This window comes from Vibrio sp. 10N.261.55.F4, from assembly GCF_041470465.1.
Classification (GTDB): Bacteria; Pseudomonadota; Gammaproteobacteria; order Enterobacterales; family Vibrionaceae; genus Vibrio; species Vibrio crassostreae_C.
Map to the genome: position 1 here is coordinate 57,190 of NZ_JBFRMM010000018.1, position 20,511 is coordinate 77,700.

The 20,511-nt window shown below is 44.4% G+C and carries 22 protein-coding genes; 10 read left to right on the forward strand and 12 right to left on the reverse strand.

Annotated elements, in window-relative coordinates; translation table 11 throughout:
* Positions 1–53: 53 nt before the first annotated feature.
* Positions 54–2,081 carry a PhoX family phosphatase gene (locus AB4249_RS09925; RefSeq protein WP_017064487.1) on the reverse strand — a complete coding sequence of 676 codons (2,028 nt, stop codon included), beginning with the start codon at positions 2,079–2,081 and terminating at the stop codon, positions 54–56.
* A 254-nt stretch (positions 2,082–2,335) separates the two neighbouring features.
* Here AB4249_RS09925 and AB4249_RS09930 point away from each other — a divergent pair, with 254 nt between their 5' ends.
* From AB4249_RS09930 to AB4249_RS09955, 6 genes are all read left to right on the forward strand, one after another.
* The gene (locus AB4249_RS09930) at positions 2,336–2,677 is read left to right on the forward strand and encodes a YggL family protein (protein WP_102333496.1); all 342 of its coding nucleotides are present in this window, start codon (positions 2,336–2,338) and stop codon (positions 2,675–2,677) included.
* A gap of 266 nt (positions 2,678–2,943) precedes the next feature.
* The gene (locus AB4249_RS09935) at positions 2,944–3,084 is read left to right on the forward strand and encodes a hypothetical protein (RefSeq protein WP_017067451.1); all 141 of its coding nucleotides are present in this window, start codon (positions 2,944–2,946) and stop codon (positions 3,082–3,084) included.
* Positions 3,077–3,760, forward strand: coding sequence for a spondin domain-containing protein (locus AB4249_RS09940; protein ID WP_065583911.1), 684 nt, complete (start codon positions 3,077–3,079; stop codon positions 3,758–3,760). The genes AB4249_RS09935 and AB4249_RS09940 overlap by 8 nt, the downstream gene beginning before the upstream one ends.
* A 9-nt stretch (positions 3,761–3,769) precedes the next feature.
* Complete coding sequence (locus AB4249_RS09945) at positions 3,770–4,450, forward strand: spondin domain-containing protein (RefSeq protein ID WP_372102949.1); 681 nt, start codon at positions 3,770–3,772, stop codon at positions 4,448–4,450.
* Positions 4,451–4,531: 81 nt separating this feature from the next.
* A complete protein-coding gene (locus tag AB4249_RS09950) occupies positions 4,532–5,263 on the forward strand; it encodes a response regulator transcription factor (RefSeq protein WP_017067448.1) in 732 nt (243 codons plus the stop codon).
* A 66-nt stretch (positions 5,264–5,329) separates the two neighbouring features.
* On the forward strand, positions 5,330–6,703 hold the full coding sequence (locus AB4249_RS09955; RefSeq protein ID WP_372102951.1) for a sensor histidine kinase: 1,374 nt from the start codon (positions 5,330–5,332) through the stop codon (positions 6,701–6,703).
* 48 nt (positions 6,704–6,751) lie between these two features.
* Here AB4249_RS09955 and AB4249_RS09960 read toward each other — a convergent pair whose 3' ends face one another.
* Both AB4249_RS09960 and AB4249_RS09965 read right to left on the reverse strand, forming a co-directional pair.
* Positions 6,752–7,216, reverse strand: coding sequence for a hypothetical protein (locus AB4249_RS09960; RefSeq protein WP_017062624.1), 465 nt, complete (start codon positions 7,214–7,216; stop codon positions 6,752–6,754).
* Between the two features lie 158 nt (positions 7,217–7,374).
* Complete coding sequence (locus AB4249_RS09965; protein ID WP_372102963.1) at positions 7,375–8,304, reverse strand: DMT family transporter; 930 nt, start codon at positions 8,302–8,304, stop codon at positions 7,375–7,377.
* Between the two features lie 149 nt (positions 8,305–8,453).
* Between AB4249_RS09965 and AB4249_RS09970 the strand changes: the two genes are divergently transcribed.
* A complete protein-coding gene (locus AB4249_RS09970; protein ID WP_372102953.1) occupies positions 8,454–8,912 on the forward strand; it encodes an Lrp/AsnC family transcriptional regulator in 459 nt (152 codons plus the stop codon).
* Between the two features lie 169 nt (positions 8,913–9,081).
* On the opposite strand, the gene AB4249_RS09975 is transcribed toward AB4249_RS09970, so the two are convergent.
* Both AB4249_RS09975 and AB4249_RS09980 read right to left on the reverse strand, forming a co-directional pair.
* Entirely contained in the window at positions 9,082–9,324 is a 243-nt protein-coding gene (locus tag AB4249_RS09975; protein WP_017062621.1) for a hypothetical protein, read from the reverse strand.
* 269 nt (positions 9,325–9,593) lie between these two features.
* Positions 9,594–10,169: a hypothetical protein gene (locus AB4249_RS09980; RefSeq protein ID WP_372102955.1), complete on the reverse strand. Its 576-nt coding sequence runs from the start codon at positions 10,167–10,169 to the stop codon at positions 9,594–9,596.
* Positions 10,170–10,265: 96 nt separating this feature from the next.
* Between AB4249_RS09980 and AB4249_RS09985 the strand changes: the two genes are divergently transcribed.
* Positions 10,266–10,949, forward strand: coding sequence for an SH3 domain-containing protein (locus AB4249_RS09985; protein WP_372102957.1), 684 nt, complete (start codon positions 10,266–10,268; stop codon positions 10,947–10,949).
* A gap of 436 nt (positions 10,950–11,385) precedes the next feature.
* Here the strand turns inward: AB4249_RS09985 and AB4249_RS09990 are convergent, their stop codons facing one another.
* The 6 genes from AB4249_RS09990 to napF all read right to left on the reverse strand — a co-directional run bounded on the left by AB4249_RS09990 (position 11,386) and on the right by napF (position 16,027).
* Positions 11,386–11,523, reverse strand: a complete 138-nt coding sequence (locus AB4249_RS09990) for a TIGR02808 family protein (protein WP_010430103.1) — start codon at positions 11,521–11,523, stop codon at positions 11,386–11,388.
* A gap of 11 nt (positions 11,524–11,534) precedes the next feature.
* Positions 11,535–12,116, reverse strand: coding sequence for a NapC/NirT family cytochrome c (locus AB4249_RS09995; RefSeq protein WP_009845456.1), 582 nt, complete (start codon positions 12,114–12,116; stop codon positions 11,535–11,537).
* A gap of 29 nt (positions 12,117–12,145) precedes the next feature.
* Positions 12,146–12,607: a nitrate reductase cytochrome c-type subunit gene (locus AB4249_RS10000; RefSeq protein ID WP_017062614.1), complete on the reverse strand. Its 462-nt coding sequence runs from the start codon at positions 12,605–12,607 to the stop codon at positions 12,146–12,148.
* A gap of 125 nt (positions 12,608–12,732) precedes the next feature.
* Complete coding sequence (gene napA, locus AB4249_RS10005) at positions 12,733–15,222, reverse strand: periplasmic nitrate reductase subunit alpha (RefSeq protein ID WP_372102959.1); 2,490 nt, start codon at positions 15,220–15,222, stop codon at positions 12,733–12,735.
* A complete protein-coding gene (locus AB4249_RS10010; RefSeq protein ID WP_372102961.1) occupies positions 15,219–15,524 on the reverse strand; it encodes a chaperone NapD in 306 nt (101 codons plus the stop codon). The genes napA and AB4249_RS10010 overlap by 4 nt, the downstream gene beginning before the upstream one ends.
* Positions 15,525–15,547: 23 nt before the next feature.
* Entirely contained in the window at positions 15,548–16,027 is a 480-nt protein-coding gene (napF, locus tag AB4249_RS10015) for a ferredoxin-type protein NapF (RefSeq protein ID WP_017062611.1), read from the reverse strand.
* A 253-nt stretch (positions 16,028–16,280) separates the two neighbouring features.
* Between napF and narQ the strand changes: the two genes are divergently transcribed.
* Both narQ and AB4249_RS10025 read left to right on the forward strand, forming a co-directional pair.
* Positions 16,281–18,011: a nitrate/nitrite two-component system sensor histidine kinase NarQ gene (gene narQ, locus AB4249_RS10020; RefSeq protein WP_017062610.1), complete on the forward strand. Its 1,731-nt coding sequence runs from the start codon at positions 16,281–16,283 to the stop codon at positions 18,009–18,011.
* Positions 17,998–18,630, forward strand: coding sequence for a response regulator (locus AB4249_RS10025; RefSeq protein ID WP_017062609.1), 633 nt, complete (start codon positions 17,998–18,000; stop codon positions 18,628–18,630). The genes narQ and AB4249_RS10025 overlap by 14 nt, the downstream gene beginning before the upstream one ends.
* 169 nt (positions 18,631–18,799) lie before the next feature.
* Here the strand turns inward: AB4249_RS10025 and dcuC are convergent, their stop codons facing one another.
* Entirely contained in the window at positions 18,800–20,167 is a 1,368-nt protein-coding gene (gene dcuC, locus AB4249_RS10030) for an anaerobic C4-dicarboxylate transporter DcuC (RefSeq protein WP_016788598.1), read from the reverse strand.
* Between the last annotated feature and the right edge of the window lie 344 nt (positions 20,168–20,511).

Consider the following 20,511-nt stretch of genomic DNA (forward strand, 5'->3'; position numbering starts at 1 on the left):
CGAACAGAGACTAGATAACAGAAATGTTTCTGATCTTAGCCTGCGTTGTATATTTAAACCGCGATTTCACCGCCGTCTTCTCGACGAATCACAACCGTAGATGCTCTTGGGCGGACTTTGCCTTGAGTTTGTGCGGTTGCATCTTCAGACGATGGCCAGTTTGCCGGGTGTTGAATGTTCACAAACAGTGACTTGAAATCTGGGCTGATGGTAAAGCCAGTCACTTCACAACCGTTTGGACCCACAAAGAAGCGTTTAAGCTGTGCTTGGTTGTTTGCATCAATCACCGCACTGTTGCCGTTGTCATCCGTTAACTGAGATGGAACCACTGCCAGCATTTGGTCATTGGTGTAGCCAGTTACTTCGTCTGCGCCGTTATCTGTCTGAATCCACAAGATGCCACGAGCATCAAACGCTAAGCCGTCAGGGCTCGCGAACTGGTTCATGTCTGTTAGACCAGAGCGGTTAATAGACTTGTCTTCCACTGCTGGTGAACCAAATACGAAGATATCCCAATCGAACTCGCCTGCCGTTTTGCCTTCATCCCAACGGATAACATGACCGAACTTGTTGTCTACGCGAGGGTTCGCAGAGTTCGCTTCTTTACGCTTGTTGTTATTAGTCAGCGTTAGGTAAGCCGTACCCGTCATTGGGTCAACAGAGCACCATTCAGGGCGATCCATTGGCGTTGCACCAACAAGGTCGGCAGCGCCCGCTGTATTGATGATAAGCGCTGCTTGAGAGTCAAATGAATCACCTAGCTTGCCGCCGTTTGTAGTCTTGCTGCCCAACGTTAGTGGTAGCCACGTACCTGAACCGTCATCGTTGAACTTAGCCACATACAGCGTGCCTTTATCCATGTACTTGTCACCCGCACTTAGGCGATTACTCGGCTCTGCGTCACGCGGGTCCCATTTCTCTTCAGAAACGAATTTGTATAGGTATTCAAAACGAGAATCGTGACCAGAGTAGAATACGATCGGCTCGCCTTCGGTCAACTTACCAAACGTACAGCCTTCGTGACGGAAACAACCCAGTGCAGAACGTTTCTTAGCGCGAGAGTTTGCTGTGTATGGGTCGATTTCAACAATGTAGCCGTGACCGTGTGCTTCGTTACGGTAATCGTCCATTGCTGACTCACCTGTTGGTGTTACGTCAAAGCGAGCAAATTCGTCTAGGCGTTCTTGTTTGTCACCAGAAAGCGTGTCCCAACCGTAACGTGTTTTGTCGGTAGCGATACCAATACGTTCTTGCGCTGGTGTTGTCTCGCCTTTGTTAACGAAATAACCCGGCCAGTTTTCTTCACACGTTAGGTAAGTGCCCCATGGTGTGTAGCCATTACCACAGTTGTTCAACGTGCCACGAGCTTGGCTGCCGTCTTGTGAGAACTTGGTTTTGGTAAATTCACTGTGTGCAACAGGACCAGACAGATCCATTACGGTCGCGCCTGTGTAGCGGCGGTTCAGAGGATCGTTATCGACCATCACCCATTGGTTGCCTTCAAGTTTTACACGAACCACACTCACGCCGTGTGCGTTGATCTCTTTACGTACTTCATCAAGGCTAGGGCGGTTGCCTTCATCGTATGTAGGACCATTAGCGTGCAGTGCTTTTTGGTCGATGTATTCGTGATTAATCACCAACAAACCGTCGTTGCTGTTGCCATTAAGCGGGAAGAAGTGCATGCCGTCGTGGTGCATGCCCAGTGAGTTTGCTTGATCTTGTGCGTTGTTGGTTCCATCTTTTAACCAAGCATTGCCTTGCTTGTTAAGTGGAGTACCCCAAGGAACCAATACTTGTGCTGTATAGCCTTTTGGCACAACGACACTGTCTGTCAGTGAGCCTTTAACCGATTCGAATGCAAGTGTAGCAGTGCTTTTTTGCGGTGCGCTAGATGATGCTGTCGCCGCGTGCGCTGTGCTGTGGCCTGCTAAACCAAAAGCACCAAACGCCGTCATTGCACTGATGCCTAAACCGCCTTTGAGAACATTTCTTCTTGAAAGGTTCGCATCTAAAACTTCTTCGAAGGGTTTGTTTTTGCTCTTATTAAAACGAGTGCTATCAAATGTTTCCTTGCTCATCTTTACTGCTTCCTATTGGCTGATTTTATTATTCGTTATTCATGACTTACCCACCTACTAACTAATTGGTTAATAAGTTGGGTCAATGTGTGACTAATCGTGAAGCAGTTAAGTGACAGATTTTTATAGATTTGATTAAGGTTTTGTTTCTGTAGCACGATTTTTGCCATTAACACCCTTGTGTAATACAAAACTCTTGGGGATTGATGTGGAACTGTGTATAAATTCTTTATCAAACGAAAAGAGAGGCAGTTATGAAATTAGATAAAATCGAAAACAAAAATCGTCGCCTACGCAAAAAGCTATACCTAGGTGAATTCGCTATTCTAGGTTTTGAAGTAAGCTGCACGACTTCGATTGCTGATTTTGACCAATACGATGTGTTCATCGATGAATTTATCGATTTCATCGACAGCATCGGTCTGTGCTTTGGTGGCGGCGGCCTTGAGCTGTTTGAAGGTTTCTTATGCTCAATTGAGCGCTACCGTTCAGTAACAGAAGCAGAACAACTGCAAGTTGCTCAATGGCTTGAAGCTCGTGCTGAAGTAAGCAAAGTGGAAGTTAGCGAACTGATTGACGCAAACTACGCGTTCTAATTTGATGTTGTGTTGTTAGCTCGATTGAAAGGCCAAATACGGCTTAGGAAAGAGTAACAACAGTACGCTAGAATAAAGGCCGAATCGTTAAATCGATTCGGCCTTTTTGCGTTTTATTCGTTCCATTTCTATTCTTTATCTTCTTTTCTATCCCTTCTGACGTAAATGATAAATTGATATTTTTCGATTAAATATTAGTACTTTATCGCTATTTTTATTTGCAGTAATAAGTTTGGATAAACTTGTGAGAGTTTTATGAGAATTCAATGAAGTTGCTGATAGATTTGATCGTTATTCTTAGAGTCAACAACACCACAGTTCGTTCTGGCAAAGGTAACGGTATATCGCTGTTATTCGTTTTGTTGGCAACGATAGGACTCGATAAAGGATGGAATCAAAATGAATAAACGTACTCAAATCAGCTTAGTGATCAGCTCGGCTATGTTGGCCTTCGGAGCGGCTCAAGTTCAGGCTGCTGAGCTTGAAGTCACTGTCACTAATGCAACGAAAGGGATCTACTTTACGCCTATCTTAGCGGCGGCTCATGACTCAAGCTTGTTCATGTTTAGAACGGGTGAAACGGCTTCTTCGGAACTAGAGTCCATGGCCGAAGGTGGCGATATTTCAGGTTTATCTGGTGTCATTGCCAACGCGGGAGGCGTGGTGGTTGAGAACCCAGCGGCCGGCATCCTCAATCCAGGCGTCGCAACTACGTTTGATATCAGTACTGGTGATTTAGAGTACCTATCATTGGGTGCAATGTTGCTGCCGACAAACGACGGCTTTGTTGGTCTAGATAGCTGGAAGATCCCAACTCAAGCGGGCACCTACAAAGCGACTCTAAATGGTTATGACGCAGGCACAGAAGCCAATGATGAGCTGGCGGGCAGTATGCCGAACCCTCCATTCATTACCTTTGGCGCTGGTGGCACAGGTGTAGAAACGGCAGTATCAAACGCTAAGGTTCATATTCATCCAGGTAACATTGGTGATGGTGATGCGGCGGGCGGCATCAGTGACCTCGATAGCAGTAGCCATCGATGGTTAAACCCTGTTGCAACTATCACCATTGTTGTGAAGTAAGGGGGATGTATGAAAGCTAGAATTCTATTTATCGCTGCATCAGTAGCTGTGTTAGCGGGTTGTCCGGACGATGACGACGATTACTATCGCTATGATGTGAGTGTTACTAACCTCACCCCCAATCAACCAATGTCACCACTCGCGGTGTTGACTCACAATACGAATTTTGATCTGTTTGAAGTTGGGCAAAGTGCCTCTGTCGATCTGGAATACTTGGCGGAAGGGGGTAGTAATGCACAATTGCTTGCGCTCAGTGACAGTGACGCCAATGTTTATCAAGGCACCTCAGGCAATGGACTGATTCTTTCAGGTGAGCAAGACACGGTGTCGATTCGTGTCGACCCAAATCAAGAAGGGTATATCTCAGTTGCTTCCATGTTGGTGAACACCAATGATGCGTTTGTCGGCGAATCCGGATTATCGCTCAAGTCATTAGCGGTGGGTGATACCTTTACCATGAACATGGATGTTTGGGATTCGGGAACTGAGCTGAACGATGAGCTTGCTGCAACCATTCCGGGACCAGCAGGCGGTGGTGAAGGTTTTAATACCACACGAGACGACACCGATATAGTGAGTTTTCACTCTGGCGTAATCAGCCAAGATGATGGCCTTACGACTTCTACTTTAAGTGCAAATCATCGTTTCCTTAACCCCGGTGCAAGAATCACCATTACTCGAACTCAGTAACAGGTTGAAAGCACGATGAAAGAATTCCTGCTCTGTTCCGGTCAATTGAAAGGTGGGCGGACTCAGAATAGAGCAGGGATCATGAATAGTGCTGCGGTAAATTTGATGGCAAACATATTGTTGGTTGAAGACGATGATGACTTGGCTGAACTGGTGCAGATGCATCTTAAGTTCCAAGGGCATAACGTAATCAGAGCTAATGTGATTGAAAAGGCTCAGGCGCTCTATAAAGAGGGTCATTTCGATTTGATCGTACTGGATCGTGGCTTACCAGACGGTGACGGACTCGATTTCTGTCGAATGTTGCGTCAGCAAGAGGATTGGACGCCAGTACTCATGCTAACCGCAAGAGACGCTGAGTTAGATAAGGTGTCAGGCTTAGAAGCCGGTGTTGATGACTACATAACGAAACCTTTCAGCGTTCTCGAGTTTCAAGCAAGAGTGAGGAACGTGCTTCGCCGTTTAAGCCATGTCGAATCAGCGACTCAAGAGGTTGTGACAGCAGAATCGATTATGAATTTTGGTGTGCTCACTATTCAACCTGAACGCCATCAGGTGTCACTCAATAACCAAGACGTACCGCTGACAGCTACCGAGTTTACCTTACTTCATTTCTTAGCAACCCGCCCGGGGCGTGTGTATAGCAAAGACGAGCTGCTCGATCATGTTTGGAATACTCATCACTCTGGCTATCACCATACCGTGTGTAGCACAGTCAACCGTCTAAGAACCAAGCTTGCGATGCCGAATAGTGATGATGATTTCATTAAAACCGTTTGGGGTGTTGGTTATAAGTTTGAGTCGAAAGCTTAGGCCTATGTGTCGCGTCCGAAGTTTACTAAAAGGCCAGTAAGACCTAAGAGCCATCGAGGAGAGAACATGAGTTTCAAATCGCGTTTAGTGTTGTTCACCAGTTTGTGGTTTCTGCTCGTGAGTGTGGTGATTGCTTATACCTATAATTGGCAAAAAGAGACCATAGAACAAAGAACTAAGCAGAGCTTACACAAAGAGCTCGCGGTTCATATGCGCGATGATAACCCTCTGATGATAGGGACTGACTACAACCCCAAAGCCCTTAAATCCATATTTCATACCTTGATGTTGATTGGTCCCGATTTCGACATTTATTTTCTCGACAGCCAAGGAAACATCACGACGCACGCTGCGCCAGAAGGCACTGTGTTGGCAAGCCAGATAGACTTAGCACCCATTAGACAATTTTTAAATGACGAGCCTTATCCGATTCTTGGCGAAGACCCTATCAATCCTGATTCTCGTAAGGTGTTTTCCGTTGCTGCGATTGAAGAGTTGGGTTCAACAGTTGGGTATCTGTATGTGTTGATTGGCAGTAATCGCCATACCGTGATTGCTAATTCGCAAGTCGACACACCTTATATGGCGCTAGCAGGACTTATGCTGATCTCTATCTTAGGTTTTGCGATTGGGGCTTACCTGCTCGTGAAGCGCAGCCTCTTAAACCCTATCGAAGAAGTTACAAACAAGCTGCAACAACAAGCAGAGCAAGATTTTCGATTGGACCCGAACTTCATTCATCAAGTACCAGAATTGGTGCCGATTGCACGCTCGTATCAGTTGATGGCGAAGCACATTCAACAGCAATTTTTGCAACTTGAATATCAGTCGTCATATCGAAGACAAAGCTTATTACAGCTCAGTCATGATTTGAAAACGCCATTGTCGAGTGTATTGGGGTATCTAGAAACGTGGAGGATTCAAAACCCACATTCGGATCCACTCATAGATGTGGCATATCGCAATGGCAACAAGTTATCTGAACAGCTCCATTCGCTGTTAGATAGCGCCAAGAAAGATAACCCGGTACCCACACATCAATACGCTTCAATCGATTTCAATGGGCTGATGAGCGAATGCTTAGAAACGATACAAAGCAAATATCGCCATAAAAATGTTGAGTTGAACATTAATATGCCTATTGGAATCAAGGCTGTGGGTGACAGTGATCTGCTTGAGAGGTTGATTTTGAATCTGTTAGATAATGCATTGAGGCATAGCCCAAGTGGCACTGTGGTGTCGTTAGATGTTGGTTTTGAAGCGGATTCCAAACGGGTGAAGGTGGTGATTCATAATGAGGTTGAACTGGAAGCGTCGAATGGTTCTTTGGGAATAGGAACCAAGATCGCGCAGTCGATACTGATGTTACATCACAGCGTGCTAGAAACAACAAAGGCAGAGAACTCCTTTCAGCAAAGCTTTTATTTGCCTTCGGTATAGCTCTGTCTGCCTTCGTTTAGCTCGATGTATACTTACGTAGAACTAACGTTAAGCGTCTTTACTGTCTTCGTTGCCTTCGTTCACTTTCGCGTAGAAGTGAAGTAGCTCAGTTAATTCTTTAACCCAGCCAAACGCATCTTTAGGTGCGTTCTTTAAGATCTTTTCTACTTTCTCACAGTGCACTTCGATTGCGATTGCTTCTTCAAGGTTGAAAGAAATTGAGTAGAAGTGCCAAAGCAGTAGGCGAGTCATTCGCTCGATGTTCTGTTGCGAGTTATCCGACTCTGAGAAGGCTAGGTTTACTTCACCAAGCGCGATAGCTGTCATTCGAAGCATTGCGTCAAATTTCGCTGATTGCATGCGTTCTTCGCTGGTGACTTCTTCTTGCTCGAACGTAAACAATTCCGTCATTGCATCTTCAGGTACAAGGCGATGAATCATTCTTAAACTAAATTCTTCTAGTTCATGGCGAGGCATGGTGATTAAGCAATTTAAGGTGTAGTCGCGTTGCATGGTGTTCTCTTGGATCTGCAAAAAGGTCGGACAGTTTAATGGAGAAGCGAGTTTAGAAAAAGCAGATTTTAGATAAGCCTGCGTTGGCAGGCTTATCTGTGTACTACAAGCCCTAAAATCGATGCTTAGGGGAACTGTATTTAGGTTTGAACGCAGTATCAGGCTTTGCTATGGCTTGGCGGTTGGTACTGCATCGACTGGTCGTTTCTCATGAATATGTTGCTCGCGACCAAACTGCCGATGCAAATAGAACCAAGGGCGAGCCAAGTCATCGCATCAGGAATCTCGTTGAATAGTGGGATCGCCAACAAGGTCGCCACTGCGGGTGTTGCACTGCCAAAAGCGGCAGAGCGTTCAGCCCCTAAGGTATTAACCGCATAAAGGTAAGTGAACGCAGCGATTAAACCCGCCCCAACGCCTTGCACTGTTGAATGAACGGCAAGCTCCGTGAAGGGCCAATTAGCGATTGGTGTGTCCATTAGGTGGCTTGGGAGGGCTCCAGTCAGGATTAGGACGAGTAAAAGCAAAGTAGAACAGAGAGAAATAAAACCGGCACTGACTAACGCATTAAGATTAGCGACACGGGCTGAGATGGTGAACATCGCCCACATTAAGCTTCCGCATAAAAACAACAAATGACCTTTGGTGTATTCGAAGTTGAAGCTGCTTAAGCTACTCCCTAAAAACAACAGTATGCCGAGCAAAACCAAACCTAAACCAACAACACGATGTCGGCAGAGTGGCTGCTTAAAAAAGAGTACCGCAATTCCTGTAACGAACAGAGGAAGCGTGCCCGGAACAAGAGCACTGCCATGAGATACCGGAACAAACTGCATGGCCGTTCCGGCAACAAGCAGATAAGGTAATCCGCTACCTACGAACATACCCGTTAGATACCGTTTAGGGACGACGGCAATCGCGCTGCGTGCTTTCCACATCAAAGGCAATAACACCAAAGCCGGTATGAGAAATCTTGTGAGGGCGATATCTGCAGGTGTTAAATCTGAATTTGCGCCGCCTTTAAGAGACAGGAAAAAGCTCGCCCAAATGAGTAGGGTGACAGTAATAGATAAGTAGCCAAGATTCATAATATTGAAGGAGAGTGGGTGATGACTCATTATGGAACAGTTGTTGTGCCACAGGTTGGCAAGTTTTGGCCTAACTTGAACTATCGTTGATGATTTCTGCTAATATTCACCAAATAATTAACGGATTTAACTAATGTTTGGCATTTACTATGGATAGAATTGATAGACATCTTCTCGAACTGCTACAAAAAGATGGCAGGTTAACCACGGCTGAACTTGCTGATGAAGTGGGTTTATCACCTTCGCCTTGTGCAAGACGAGTCAAAAGGCTAGAAGAAAAGGGCATTATTGACAGTTATCGTGTGAGCTTGTCACGAGAACAAGTCGGCATCGCAATGAGTGTGTTTGTTGAGGTGAGCCTAAACAACCACCAAGAAGTGTCGATAGATAAGTTTGAGGCGGCTGTTGTAGAGATGGAAGAGGTGATCAGTTGCCACGTTGTATCTGGGGCTTATGACTATTTGCTAGAAGTGGTTAGCCCGAACTTGATGGCCTACGAGGCATTTACAAGAAAACTTCAAAGGCTCTCTAACGTCAAAGATATTCATACCCACCTTGCGATAAGACAAGTAAAAGGCAATGCACCACTGCCAATTTATACCGATTAAGCCAAACTCTGAGCAGTAACACGAAGGCAGAATGAGCTGAAAACGAAATGGTTTACTCCTGAAGTAGAAGCGCGGTCAATATCAAAAATCATCCATTAAGTGTCAGGCTTCAGGCAATAAAAAACGGAGCACCTCGTGAAAGGTACTCCGTATATGATAGGTGCAAAACTTAGTGATACTTAAAGTTAGAGATTGAACAATCCCCAGTTTGTGCATTAATTCTGAATGAAAAAGCATGTGAATGATAATCCACGCCGTCATTCCAAATTGTCTCTCCAAATATCTTACATAGCTCTAGCTCACTTACTGAACCGAACTCTTCCATGTGTTTAGCTACAGATAAAAGTTTACCTCTTATCTCTGCAGTCCATTCCGTGTTACTCAAGCAGTTGAAAGCCATAGTCTTTTGCATATTACCTAGCCAAAATGTTTCTTGTTATTAAGTTATATGAAGATTCATGATAACAATTTTCTGGCGTTTGTAAATCTATTTTGTGATGAATATCTCACATACTCGCTTGCATTGGTCGGAAATTGCACTTCATTGTTGATAGATAGCACATTACTTTCACAACCTATTGATAAAGCTTTGATTAACGAGTTCTTAGAATATTATGAATGGGATTGAGCATATTTATCGGAAAAGTCCAGTCGAACGAGTGAGAGAATCTAATGGTGATTTCAGTTTGATGCACCGTTTGCTGGTTGGTTTATGTGGCGGGCTTCGTCAATCATCGTCGCTTCTCTGCGGTATTTTGAAGACAGCTGACGGAATTTTTCACTGAGTGTATGGAGATCTCGGGAGAGTGATTGTGAGCTTTGGACGTGCACCTGCGCGCTTTCTGCCTGGCGTGGGAGTTTTGCTTTGGTGCAGTGTTTGGCGACGGCTTGCCATGAATACGCTAGAGAGTCAGCGCCTTCAAGTTCACTAGACACAACATACGCCTGTTGTAGCAAAACCTCGGAGACGTCATACGCGGTATTCATATGACTATTGAGCTGCACATTAAACCTTTCTTCGTACTTTGCCCAAAGCTCAATGATCTGCTTTTCATTAAAGTGTTTAGATAACAATGTCTGTGACTCATAGGTTGAAAGAACTTGGTTGAACTCTTTGGTGTACTGACTATAGCGACCTTCAAAAGAGAGCTGACGATCCAACAGTGTTTGCCAGTTTTCACGGTCACAATGATTCGCTAGAGCGACATTGGCACTCAAAGTTACGCTTACAATGATAACTTTCCCCCAAAAACTCATTACTTTCCTCTACTTACCGTGCGCTCTATTGAGAGTATAGATGAGCAGCAGCATGAGTTGATGTACACTTGAGACATACCTATAACGGAAGAGCTGGTGGATTTGATGAAAAAAGCGCTGATCGCTTTACTTGTGTTGTTGATATTGGGCGGAGGGGGAGGAGCGGCATACTACTTCTTAGTCATGAATAAAGACCCAATCCCACAAGAGAAAACGGAAGAGCCGGCGTTAGAAGCTACCGAGCAATCTGAATCTGACCTCGTACCCATCATGGATCTTCAGCCTGAACCAGAGCAGACGGAATTTTACGTTTTGGAGAGAAAGCTAGAAGTGGTCGAGCAACCTGAAATTGATGGCTTGATAACGGATTACCTCTACAAAGGGGAAAAGGTGGAGGTACTCGAGAAACAGGGAGAATGGGCTCGTATCTCAGACTATATTGTCCTTAAAGATGGCGGCCCACAGACGGCGGAATGGGTCTCTATGTCAGGCTTATCGAATGATGAAGTCATTATTTCGGAAAAAGAAAGCAAAGAGATATTGGATTCCTATTTGGTTAAGTCTGATGACCTCAAGCTCCATCAAGAAAAATTCCGTAATTCGGTGGCTAAACTGATCTCTGAGGGGGAGTGTGCCCCAAGTGATTTTGAAGAATTAGGCGGATGGGTGAAATCTGTTAAGTACAGTCACAGAGATGTCTATTTTATTTATTGTGGTGGGTTGTCCCTTGAAAACAAAATTTATCTTGATGTAAATACAAATGAAATATTTACGAAGTAAAAATCGCCCCATTTTAAGTGTTGGACGTATTAATATTCTTTAGGGTTACCGTTCATAAGTAAAATTTTTGAAATCTTACTTTATCGCAGAGTGGGCTTCTTTATTGGCACCTCATTATATTTAATCCGATATAAGCAGTATCTGGCTATTCCGTTTAAACAATGGGTCTACAGTTTTTATGGTATGAGAGTATTGTTGTCGGGATTCCGTAAAGCAGGTGCTGCCGATTCTTGATAAGGAAGATGTCGATAAAGAGAACGTCGATCCAGAAGCTTCGGAAAACCAAGCTTAACGTTTTGCCTCTTACTTAACAGTAGGAATACCTTAACAGTCGAAATACGAAGCACCAGACAATAAAAAAAGCCACTGAAATCAGTGGCTTTTCGTATCAACTCATATCAGAATTATCTGGTAGAAGTTGATGGAATCTCGATTGTTAATCGATTTCTTTGTCTTTACCCATAGATAAAATCCAAAGAGATACGGCTGCAACACCTGCAAAGCCACCAAGAATGATAACTGGCATAGCGCTGTAACCTAGGATGTGCCAAATTACGCTTTCTAAAGTACTCATTCAATCGCTCCTTATTGCCAGCCTTCAACGCCGTGCATGTCTGGTAGTTTGTGTGCAATACCTTTGTGACAGTCTACACACGTTTTTTCACCAGAAGCTAGCGCAGTCGAGTGTTGTTTCGCACTACGGGGGCTCTGCTCTGAGAAGTCCATGTAATCGAACTGGTGACAGTTACGACACTCAAGTGAATCGTTCTTCTTCAATCGAGCCCATTCGCGTTCCGCTAGGTGAGCACGACGTGCTTTGAACTTTTCTTCAGTATTGATGGTTTTCGCAATAAAGTGTGCGTATAGCTCTTTAGATGCTTGAACCTTACGAACAATTTTATCTGTCCATTCATGAGGAACGTGACAGTCTGAACAGATAGCACGAACACCAGAACGGTTAGAGTAGTGAATTGTCTCTTGGATTTCAGCAACGATAGGTGCGTGACAGCCAGAACAGAATTCTTCCGTGTTGGTTGCCTCCATACCCGTGTTGAATGCACCCCAGAACAAAAGACCACCCGAGAAACCCAAGAACAAAACAACGCCTACGGCTGCTTTGCTTGGTGTCGCAAGTCTTTTCCAAAACGCTTTAAGTAATTTTATCATATATAGCCTCTCTTACAGTCCGGCTACGATTAACGCAGTGAATCTACAGGTTTGAACTCGTTCTCAACTAGTGGCTTAGCATTAGCTTGAGGTACGTGACACTGTAGACAGAAGTAACGACGAGGTGATACGTCTGCAAGTACCGCATCTTCACGGTTCATGTAGTGAGTTACACTCACTTTAGTAGCACCCATTTCTTTTGCGTTTTTCCAGCTGTGGCAAGAAAGACACTTGTTAGCGTTAAGAGAAACTTCATAGCTACGAATAGTATGAGGCACTAGAGGTGGTTGGTATACGTAGTCACTCTCAAGTACTTGGTCACGAGGGAACTTTTTGAAGTCATCTGCTGCGCGAGTTGCTTCAAGTTCACTTGCACCACGTAGAGATTCTACGCCACCAATGCCGCCTGGGTTATCCAGTTCAGCTTCAGCTTGAACTGCACCAGCTAGCAAAAGACCAGCTGATAGTAGGGCAGTAATCAGTTTTTTCATGGTTAATTTCTCCGCCTAAAGGCTAATTCTTTGAGTGGACTACTTCTTTCAAAAAGTAACGAAAAAAGCAGTCGCAATATTAAAAACGTCAGATCTACGAGCTAAGTGGTAAGAACATATTGTCCTTAAGCGACCTTAGTGATCTTAACTGGACACTTCTTGTAATCCGTCTGTTTAGACAGAGGATCCGTTGCATCCAAGATCAACTTGTTGATCAGAATTCTTGCATCAAAGAATGGTACGAATACCAAGCCTTGTGGTGGACGGTTACGACCACGAGTTTCAACACGAACGCGTACTTCACCACGTTTGTTTTCGATAAGAACTTCATCACCACGGCGAAGACCACGAGCTTTAGCATCAGCAGGGTGGATGTAACAAAGTGCATCCGGTACTGCTTTGTAAAGTTCTGGTACACGACGAGTCATAGTACCTGTGTGCCAGTGCTCAAGAACACGACCTGTACATAGCCACATATCGTATTCATCGTTTGGTACTTCAGGTGGCGCTTCGTATGGTGCATTGATGATCAGTGCTTTACCATCTGGTTTGCCGTAGAAGTCCCAATCAGAACCTTTCTTAGCATATGGATCTGAACCTTCTTTAAAGCGCCATAGTGTCTCTTTACCGTCAACAACAGGCCAACGTAGACCACGAACTTGGTGGTAGCGATCGTATGGTGCTAAATCGTGACCGTGGCCGCGACCAAAGGCTGCGTATTCTTCGAATAGACCTTTTTGAACGTAGAAACCTTGAGCTTGTGCATCGTCGTTAAGCTCTTGAGCTTCAGACAGTGGGAATGCATCAACGTTGCCGTTTTTGTAAAGCACGTCGTACATGGTTTTGCCACGGTACTCAGGCATTTTCGCAACCAGTTCTTCACCCCAAACTTCTTCAATAGTGAAGCGCTTAGAGAATTCCATGATTTGCCATAGGTCAGACTTAGCTTCACCTACAGTTTTCACTTGTTGGTACCATGCTTGTGTACGACGCTCTGCGTTACCGTAAGCGCCTTCTTTCTCAATCCACATTGCTGTTGGAAGGATGAGGTCAGCCGCTTGAGCTGTTGCCGTTGGGTACGGGTCAGAACATACAATGAAGTTATCTGGGTTACGGTAACCTGGCAGACGTTCAGTGTTGATGTTTGGACCCGCTTGCATGTTGTTGTTACACATTACCCAGTAAGCGTTGATTTTACCGTCTTTCAACATACGGTCTTGAAGAACAGCGTGAGCGCCGGGTACCGGTGGAATGGTGCCTTCTGGAAGTTTCCAGATATCTTCTGCAATTTTACGGTGTTTAGGGTTAGCAACCACCATATCGGCAGGTAAACGGTGAGCGAATGTACCAACTTCACGCGCTGTACCACACGCTGACGGTTGGCCAGTTAGTGAGAATGGGCTGTTACCTGGAGTAGAAATCTTACCTGTAAGAAGGTGGATGTTGTACACAAGGCTGTTCATCCATACGCCACGAGTATGTTGGTTCATACCCATAGTCCAAAGTGACATTACTTTGATGTTTGGATCGGCATATTGCTTAGCCAGCTTGATAAGGTCTTCTTGAGGTACACCTGACATTTCAGACGCTTTCTCAACTGTGTATTCAGCAACAGACGCTTTGTAGTCTTCGAAAGAGATAGCAGTCATTTCGCCTGAGTTAGGGTTTGCGGCTGCTTTCTGTAGTGGATCATCGTCACGCAGACCGTAACCGATGTCTGTCGTTGCTTGCTTGAAGTTCGTGTGCTTGTTCACGAAGTCCCAGTTAACCGCATCGTTTTGGATGATGTAGTTTGCGATGAAGTTTGCGATCGCAAGGTCAGACTGAGGGTTGAAGATGTAACCCGTGTCTGCAAGCTCGAAAGAACGGTGGTAGTAAGTAGACAGTACGTTTACTTTAACGTGTGGGTGGCTTAGACGACGGTCTGTAATACGAGTCCATAGTACTGGGTGCATTTCTGCCATGTTTGAACCCCACAGTACGAATGCGTCTGCGTGTTCAAAGTCATCGTAACAACCCATTGGCTCATCAATACCGAAAGTGCGCATGAAGCCTACTACAGCAGAAGCCATACAGTGACGAGCGTTTGGATCTATGTTGTTTGAACGGAAACCCGCTTTCATCATCTTAACGGCTGCGTAGCCTTCCATTACTGTCCATTGGCCTGAACCGAACATACCAACACCTGTTGGACCGTTCTTCTTAAGAGATGCTTTCCATTTCTCAGCCATCACGTCGAACGCTTTGTCCCAAGATACTGGTGCGAAATCACCATCTTTATGGAACTCGCCATCTTTCATACGAAGAAGAGGCTGTTCTAGACGGTCTTTGCCGTACATGATTTTTGAAAGGAAGTAGCCTTTGATACAGTTAAGGCCTTTGTTTACTGGTGCTTCTGGGTCGCCTTGAGTCGCAACCACTTTGCCGTTTTGAGTACCTACTAGTACCGAACAGCCCGTACCACAAAAACGACAAGGCGCTTTATCCCACGTGATTTTTGTTTGATCAGAGCTAGCGATCAGGTTGGTTGCTGTTGCCGGTAGTGTTACACCTGCAACGGCTGCCGCTGATGCAGCTGCGTTTGCTTTCACAAACGCACGTCTTGTCATTTTCATACTTCACCCTCAAGTTGAGAATTGTTGCTTCCAGTTTCTAAATCCGTTTCGTCGAGTCCAGTTTCGATTTGGTGATAAACCAAAGCTGTCCCCAAAACGTTCTTAATGTTGTTTATTGCTTCGATGGTGTCCGTTACAAAACCTTGGTTTTCAGTTTCTAGGACCACGATGATTTTGCCTTCAGGGCTATCTCCGTAGATTTCAGCGTTATCGAATTGATCGATCTCCGCTTTGATATCATTTAGATGCTCAGGGCTCACATGCACGACTAAACTTGATATATGCACTTCATTTAGTGCCATAAATTGCTCTCGTTATTTTTGTTTTATGCATTACTCACAAGAATAGCCGAAGTAGGGCAAATTGCTACGCAGGCCCCACAACCGCTACACTCATCTAACTCGATTTTTGGTAGAGCAACACTGCCTGCTCTAAGTTCAAATTGAATGGCCATAGGTTCACACATGTCACCACAGCTTCGGCATTCAACATTTTGTTGCGCTAAACACTTATCAGAGATTTGTGCTTTTGCTTGCCAAGGCTCTCCTTGCTTTGGCTTAAAAATGGGTTCGGGACAAACATCTGCACATTGATAGCAGAACGTACACTCATCAATAGAGAAATCTACAGTGGGAAAACCACCATCGCCTACAATGATTATCTTAGTCTCACAACTCTCGATGCATTTACCGCAGCGAGTACAGTCATCTGTAAAGCTTTCTAGGCTGTCAATCCAAGGCAAACGAATCTGGCTTGAGTCAACTTTTCGTCTTGAAAAAAGACGGCGTTTTGATAGATCTACCACTAGATACCTATAGATGTTACTAAGATGTTGTAATTGTAGGTCATTATTCTATTAATATCTTGTAATGAGTCCTCACAAGTAGTGTAGTTTTAGAAACAATTGTATAAATACCCCCTAAGGGCTAATTGGGGGCATATATTGTCTTAGATCAATAAATTACGGAGCGAGTGATCACATATTGAATGGAGCTATGATTTTTGATGTGTGACAATACGATATCGCTGGCAAGTCATTTATCAATAGGAAGGCACTTTTGCTTATAAAACCGGTTTCATCTGTAACAAGTACGATAGCAAAATCTTTGCTCTCTATACTGCTGTTGTCGGTTGCTACGACTGGCTTTGCCATCTTTACTTTGGCTTCAAGTTTGAATGATGCGGAAGCGGTTAACGTGGCCGGTTCAATGCGAATGCAAAGCTACCGTTTAGCCCATGATATTCAAATAGAATCTGTCGATTATGAATCTCATATTCGTGAATTCGAAAGTTCTCTTTACTCGCCATCCATGACTAATTTGGTCAGTTGGAATGTTCCGACAGACATCACAGAAGATTACTATTTAATTATCGGCCGTTGGCATGAGCTAAAACAGGTCTTGAATAGCGAAGAGCGCGATCACTATCTCGTGTTGGTTGAAAACTTCGTGGCTGAAATCGATGGCTTCGTTTATAAGCTGCAAGAGTTCTCTGAAGACAAGTTAATAAAGTTAGCGTGGGCTGGTGGTATCGGCCTTGGTGGGATTCTGGTCATATCTCTTTTTGTTGTTCACTTTGTACGTAAACAGGTTGTTAAACCGCTACATGCTCTTGTCGGTGCGAGCCAAAGAATCAAAAACAGCGACTTCGAGGTAGAACTCAAGGTGACCAGTAACAACGAAATGGGCATTTTGACCAAAACCTTCAACTCGATGGCCAAAGATTTAGGCGTGCTTTATCGAAACCTTGAAGATGTGGTGGATGCAAAGACGATTGAGCTGCAAAATGCGAACCAGTCGCTGCAGGCACTTTATAACTCGTCACAAGAGCTCACGGTGACGCGTATTGCTCCTGAAAACTTCCGAGCTATCTTGCAGCATCTCGTGAGCTTGGAAGGGATTGGATCACTGAGGCTCGAGATTGTCGATAACTCAGGCCGTTCATTGATTATGGATGAAGGTTACGATTCGAATTTAGACTACGAAAAGTTTGAGATGAAACTCGACGATAACGAACTTATTCTCGGCTATTTATACTGTTCATATCACCACGGGCACTCAACTAAAGCTCTGATCGAAAGCTTCATTCAACTGCTATCGAGAGCGATCTACTACAATCGTGCTCAAAAGAAAGCTGAACAGCTTATTATCATGGAAGAGCGTGCCACGATTGCACGTGAACTCCACGATTCATTGGCTCAATCACTGTCGTACTTGAAAATTCAAGTTACACTATTAAAGCGTGTGATTGGCAAACTGCCAGAGCAACAGCACCGAGAGCAATCTGAACAAATCGCGTCTGAGATCGGAAACGGCTTAGCCGACGCTTATACCCAGTTAAGAGAGCTACTCACCACATTTAGGTTGACCATTAAAGAGGGCAACTTTGGAGACGCCTTAAGTACCATGCTTGAGGCGCTCAGCGAGAGAACCGATGCGAAGATTAACCTCACTAATAATCTCTCATCGATCGAGCTTGATGCGCATAGTCAGGTTCACTTGCTTCAATTGATTCGTGAAGCAACAATAAATGCAATAAAACACGCCAATGCCGACTTGATAGATGTATGCTGTATCGATGAGGACGGTGAAGTATTAGTCGTGATAAAAGATAATGGAGATGGCTTTGACTCAAGTAGTTCCAAGGTGAACCACTACGGGATGAGCATTATGCAGGAGCGTGCGGCAAGACTGAATGGCGACTTGACGATTGAAGCGGCGCAAGGTGAAGGCTGTACAGTCATATTGAAATATAAAAGTTTGAAGGAAGTTAAAGTTGACGATTTGTAAAGTAATGCTGGTTGATGATCATCCATTGATGCGCAGAGGTATAAGCCAATTACTGAGCTTTGAAGACGAATTCGAAGTGATTGCAGAAGCAAGTAACGGCACTGAAGCGGTTGCTCTTGCTCATGAAGAAGAACCTGATTTGATCCTTTTGGATCTCAATATGAAGGGCATGTCTGGTTTAGATACCTTGAAAGCACTTCGCACTGACGGTTCTAGCGCAAACATTGTTATTCTAACGGTTTCTGATAGCCCTGCAGACATTGAAGCGATTGTAAAAGCAGGCGCTGATGGCTACTTGTTGAAAGACACTGAACCCGATGAGTTAATTGAACTGCTTAAGCAAGCACACAGCGGTGACAAGGCTTACAGCAGTGTGGTTGCTCGTTACCTAAATGATGCTGGAAGCCGCAATGATATCTTCGAACAACTGACTGAACGCGAAATGCAGATCCTTCAAGAAGTCGCGAAAGGTTACCGCAATAAGCAGATCGCTGATCACCTGTTCATTTCTGAATCGACAGTTAAGGTACATATGAAGAGTCTACTGAAAAAGCTGCAAGTGCCTTCCCGTACCGCTGCCACGGTTCTGTATCTAGAACGCTATGGTGAAATGAAGTAGGGCTTGGTCCTTTGAGATAACACTATTTCAAGCCTGACTGTTTATACATGTCTCGATAGTTTTGACGATGTGAGAAAGTGACATTAAAAAAGGCGCTGAACTTACTAAGTTCAGCGCCTTTTTATTAGGGCATTTTATATCCAAATAATCATGTCTGTTTTACTGACAATTAAGCTGCCATTGGTACTAGAACAAGCGTACCGAAGATCACCGTGATAAGACCACAGATTACTGGTACTGAAGTACGTTTAACGACTTCAAACGGGCTGATTTTACCCATGCCAGAAGTCGCTACAATTACACCCGAAACAGGAGAAATTGTACGGCCTAAGTTAGACGCTTGAAGCATTGGGATGATTAGGAACGCAGGGTTCAAGCCCATTTTCGCAGCAAGTGACGGAGCCAGTTCTACGAATGCATAGAATGGCGCGTTACCAGAACCTGTCGCGATAGCAGCAGCAACTGTTAGACCAGTCAGGATAAGCATTAATGCGATACCGCCAGCGCCAGCTGATTCAGCAAGGCCGATTAGGTTATCAATTGCACCGATAGACATTAGGCCCTGAGCAAATACACCCGCCGCAACCAACAGCATTACTACGCCTTTAAATGCTTCGGCCATACCTTGGTAGCAAGAATCTAGGTCTTCTAGTGTTTTTTCGCCGTCAAACTTCTTCACAACGTAATCGATAACAGCGCCCACGAAAATTGAACCTACTACGATGGTGTAGATATCAAGTGAAAGGCCCGGAATGGTACGACCGTTGAATAGAAATACTCCAAAAATAGGTAAGAATGGAAGAGCAGCATAAAAAGCCGGCGCATTCGTTTCAATTTCTGAAACGTCTACTTTTTCCATTGGCGTGTTTTCTTTCTTATCTAGGTATTTGTTCCAGAAGAAAGCCGCACCCGCCATCACGATGATCGCACAGATAGAAACAGGCAGTACCGTTTGAACAGCAAACACATCAAGAGACATACCTGATTTTTCTGCTGCGATAACCACATCACCCGACGTTGGTGAAAGAATGATTGCTGCAGGTGATGCACAAACCGCCACCGCTGCTGGACGAGAAATACCCATTGCCGTCATCATTGGGAATAGGGTCGCCATCAATAGCACGCCAAGGCCTGTTGCAGAACTTACTGCTAGAGACATTAGACACGCTACGATGTAAGCCGCAACAAGAAGTACGTATGGAGATTTGATAGCAGCAAGCGGTTTAGAGAATTGTTTTACTACCACATTGTTTGCGCCGATATGCGTCATGTAAGAAGCAAAGCCACAAAGAAGCATGATTTGCATGCCTAGGCCGCCTCCACGGTACTGAAGCATGTACTTAACGAATTCTAGTGAGTCGGTAACCATGTTACCTGTTGAAGCGACCTTAGCGGGTAAGACTGTGTGACCTATAAGGCCAGTAATAAGAAGTAGGGCAAGGCCAGCTGTCAGTAATACACCTGCCGCTTTATAGCCTTTCACAATAAAGTAACCAACAGCGATAGTAATCACTAATCCGATCAAGAGCTCTAACATAGAAATCTCCACAAAGTTTAAAAAAATATAAGAAAGTGTTTCAGAATATGACAATGAATGTACAGAAAACTGCACTGTGGCACGAGGCATAGTTGAGGTTGATATGATCTAAGACAAACATTTTTTTCGATGTTAATTGTGGTTGTAAATCATGAACAACTACTGTTGTTTAGATGTTAATAAACAAATTATCTATCTCAATAGAATATAACTTGGATCACCTTTATAGTGAGGAGTTGTATACAAAGGTGTGGATTTATAAATCTATGACTTTTGGAGCCTAACGTCCAGAACTAAAAAGAAGTGTGTATTTTTACATGATATGGCTTTGTTTCCTAATTGGA

Bases quoted from the DNA above. Each gene is read 5' to 3' on its own strand.
- AB4249_RS09925 (WP_017064487.1), bottom strand. From the start codon at position 2,081: ATGAGCAAGGAAACATTTGATAGCACTCGTTTTAATAAGAGCAAAAAC.
- AB4249_RS09930 (WP_102333496.1), top strand. From the start codon at position 2,336: ATGAAATTAGATAAAATCGAAAACAAAAATCGTCGCCTACGCAAAAAG.
- AB4249_RS09935 (WP_017067451.1), top strand. From the start codon at position 2,944: ATGAAGTTGCTGATAGATTTGATCGTTATTCTTAGAGTCAACAACACC.
- AB4249_RS09940 (WP_065583911.1), top strand. From the start codon at position 3,077: ATGAATAAACGTACTCAAATCAGCTTAGTGATCAGCTCGGCTATGTTG.
- AB4249_RS09945 (WP_372102949.1), top strand. From the start codon at position 3,770: ATGAAAGCTAGAATTCTATTTATCGCTGCATCAGTAGCTGTGTTAGCG.
- AB4249_RS09950 (WP_017067448.1), top strand. From the start codon at position 4,532: ATGAATAGTGCTGCGGTAAATTTGATGGCAAACATATTGTTGGTTGAA.
- AB4249_RS09955 (WP_372102951.1), top strand. From the start codon at position 5,330: ATGAGTTTCAAATCGCGTTTAGTGTTGTTCACCAGTTTGTGGTTTCTG.
- AB4249_RS09960 (WP_017062624.1), bottom strand. From the start codon at position 7,216: ATGCAACGCGACTACACCTTAAATTGCTTAATCACCATGCCTCGCCAT.
- AB4249_RS09965 (WP_372102963.1), bottom strand. From the start codon at position 8,304: ATGAATCTTGGCTACTTATCTATTACTGTCACCCTACTCATTTGGGCG.
- AB4249_RS09970 (WP_372102953.1), top strand. From the start codon at position 8,454: ATGGATAGAATTGATAGACATCTTCTCGAACTGCTACAAAAAGATGGC.
- AB4249_RS09975 (WP_017062621.1), bottom strand. From the start codon at position 9,324: ATGCAAAAGACTATGGCTTTCAACTGCTTGAGTAACACGGAATGGACT.
- AB4249_RS09980 (WP_372102955.1), bottom strand. From the start codon at position 10,169: ATGAGTTTTTGGGGGAAAGTTATCATTGTAAGCGTAACTTTGAGTGCC.
- AB4249_RS09990 (WP_010430103.1), bottom strand. From the start codon at position 11,523: ATGAGTACTTTAGAAAGCGTAATTTGGCACATCCTAGGTTACAGCGCT.
- AB4249_RS09995 (WP_009845456.1), bottom strand. From the start codon at position 12,116: ATGATAAAATTACTTAAAGCGTTTTGGAAAAGACTTGCGACACCAAGC.
- AB4249_RS10000 (WP_017062614.1), bottom strand. From the start codon at position 12,607: ATGAAAAAACTGATTACTGCCCTACTATCAGCTGGTCTTTTGCTAGCT.
- napA (WP_372102959.1), bottom strand. From the start codon at position 15,222: ATGAAAATGACAAGACGTGCGTTTGTGAAAGCAAACGCAGCTGCATCA.
- AB4249_RS10010 (WP_372102961.1), bottom strand. From the start codon at position 15,524: ATGGCACTAAATGAAGTGCATATATCAAGTTTAGTCGTGCATGTGAGC.
- dcuC (WP_016788598.1), bottom strand. From the start codon at position 20,167: ATGTTAGAGCTCTTGATCGGATTAGTGATTACTATCGCTGTTGGTTAC.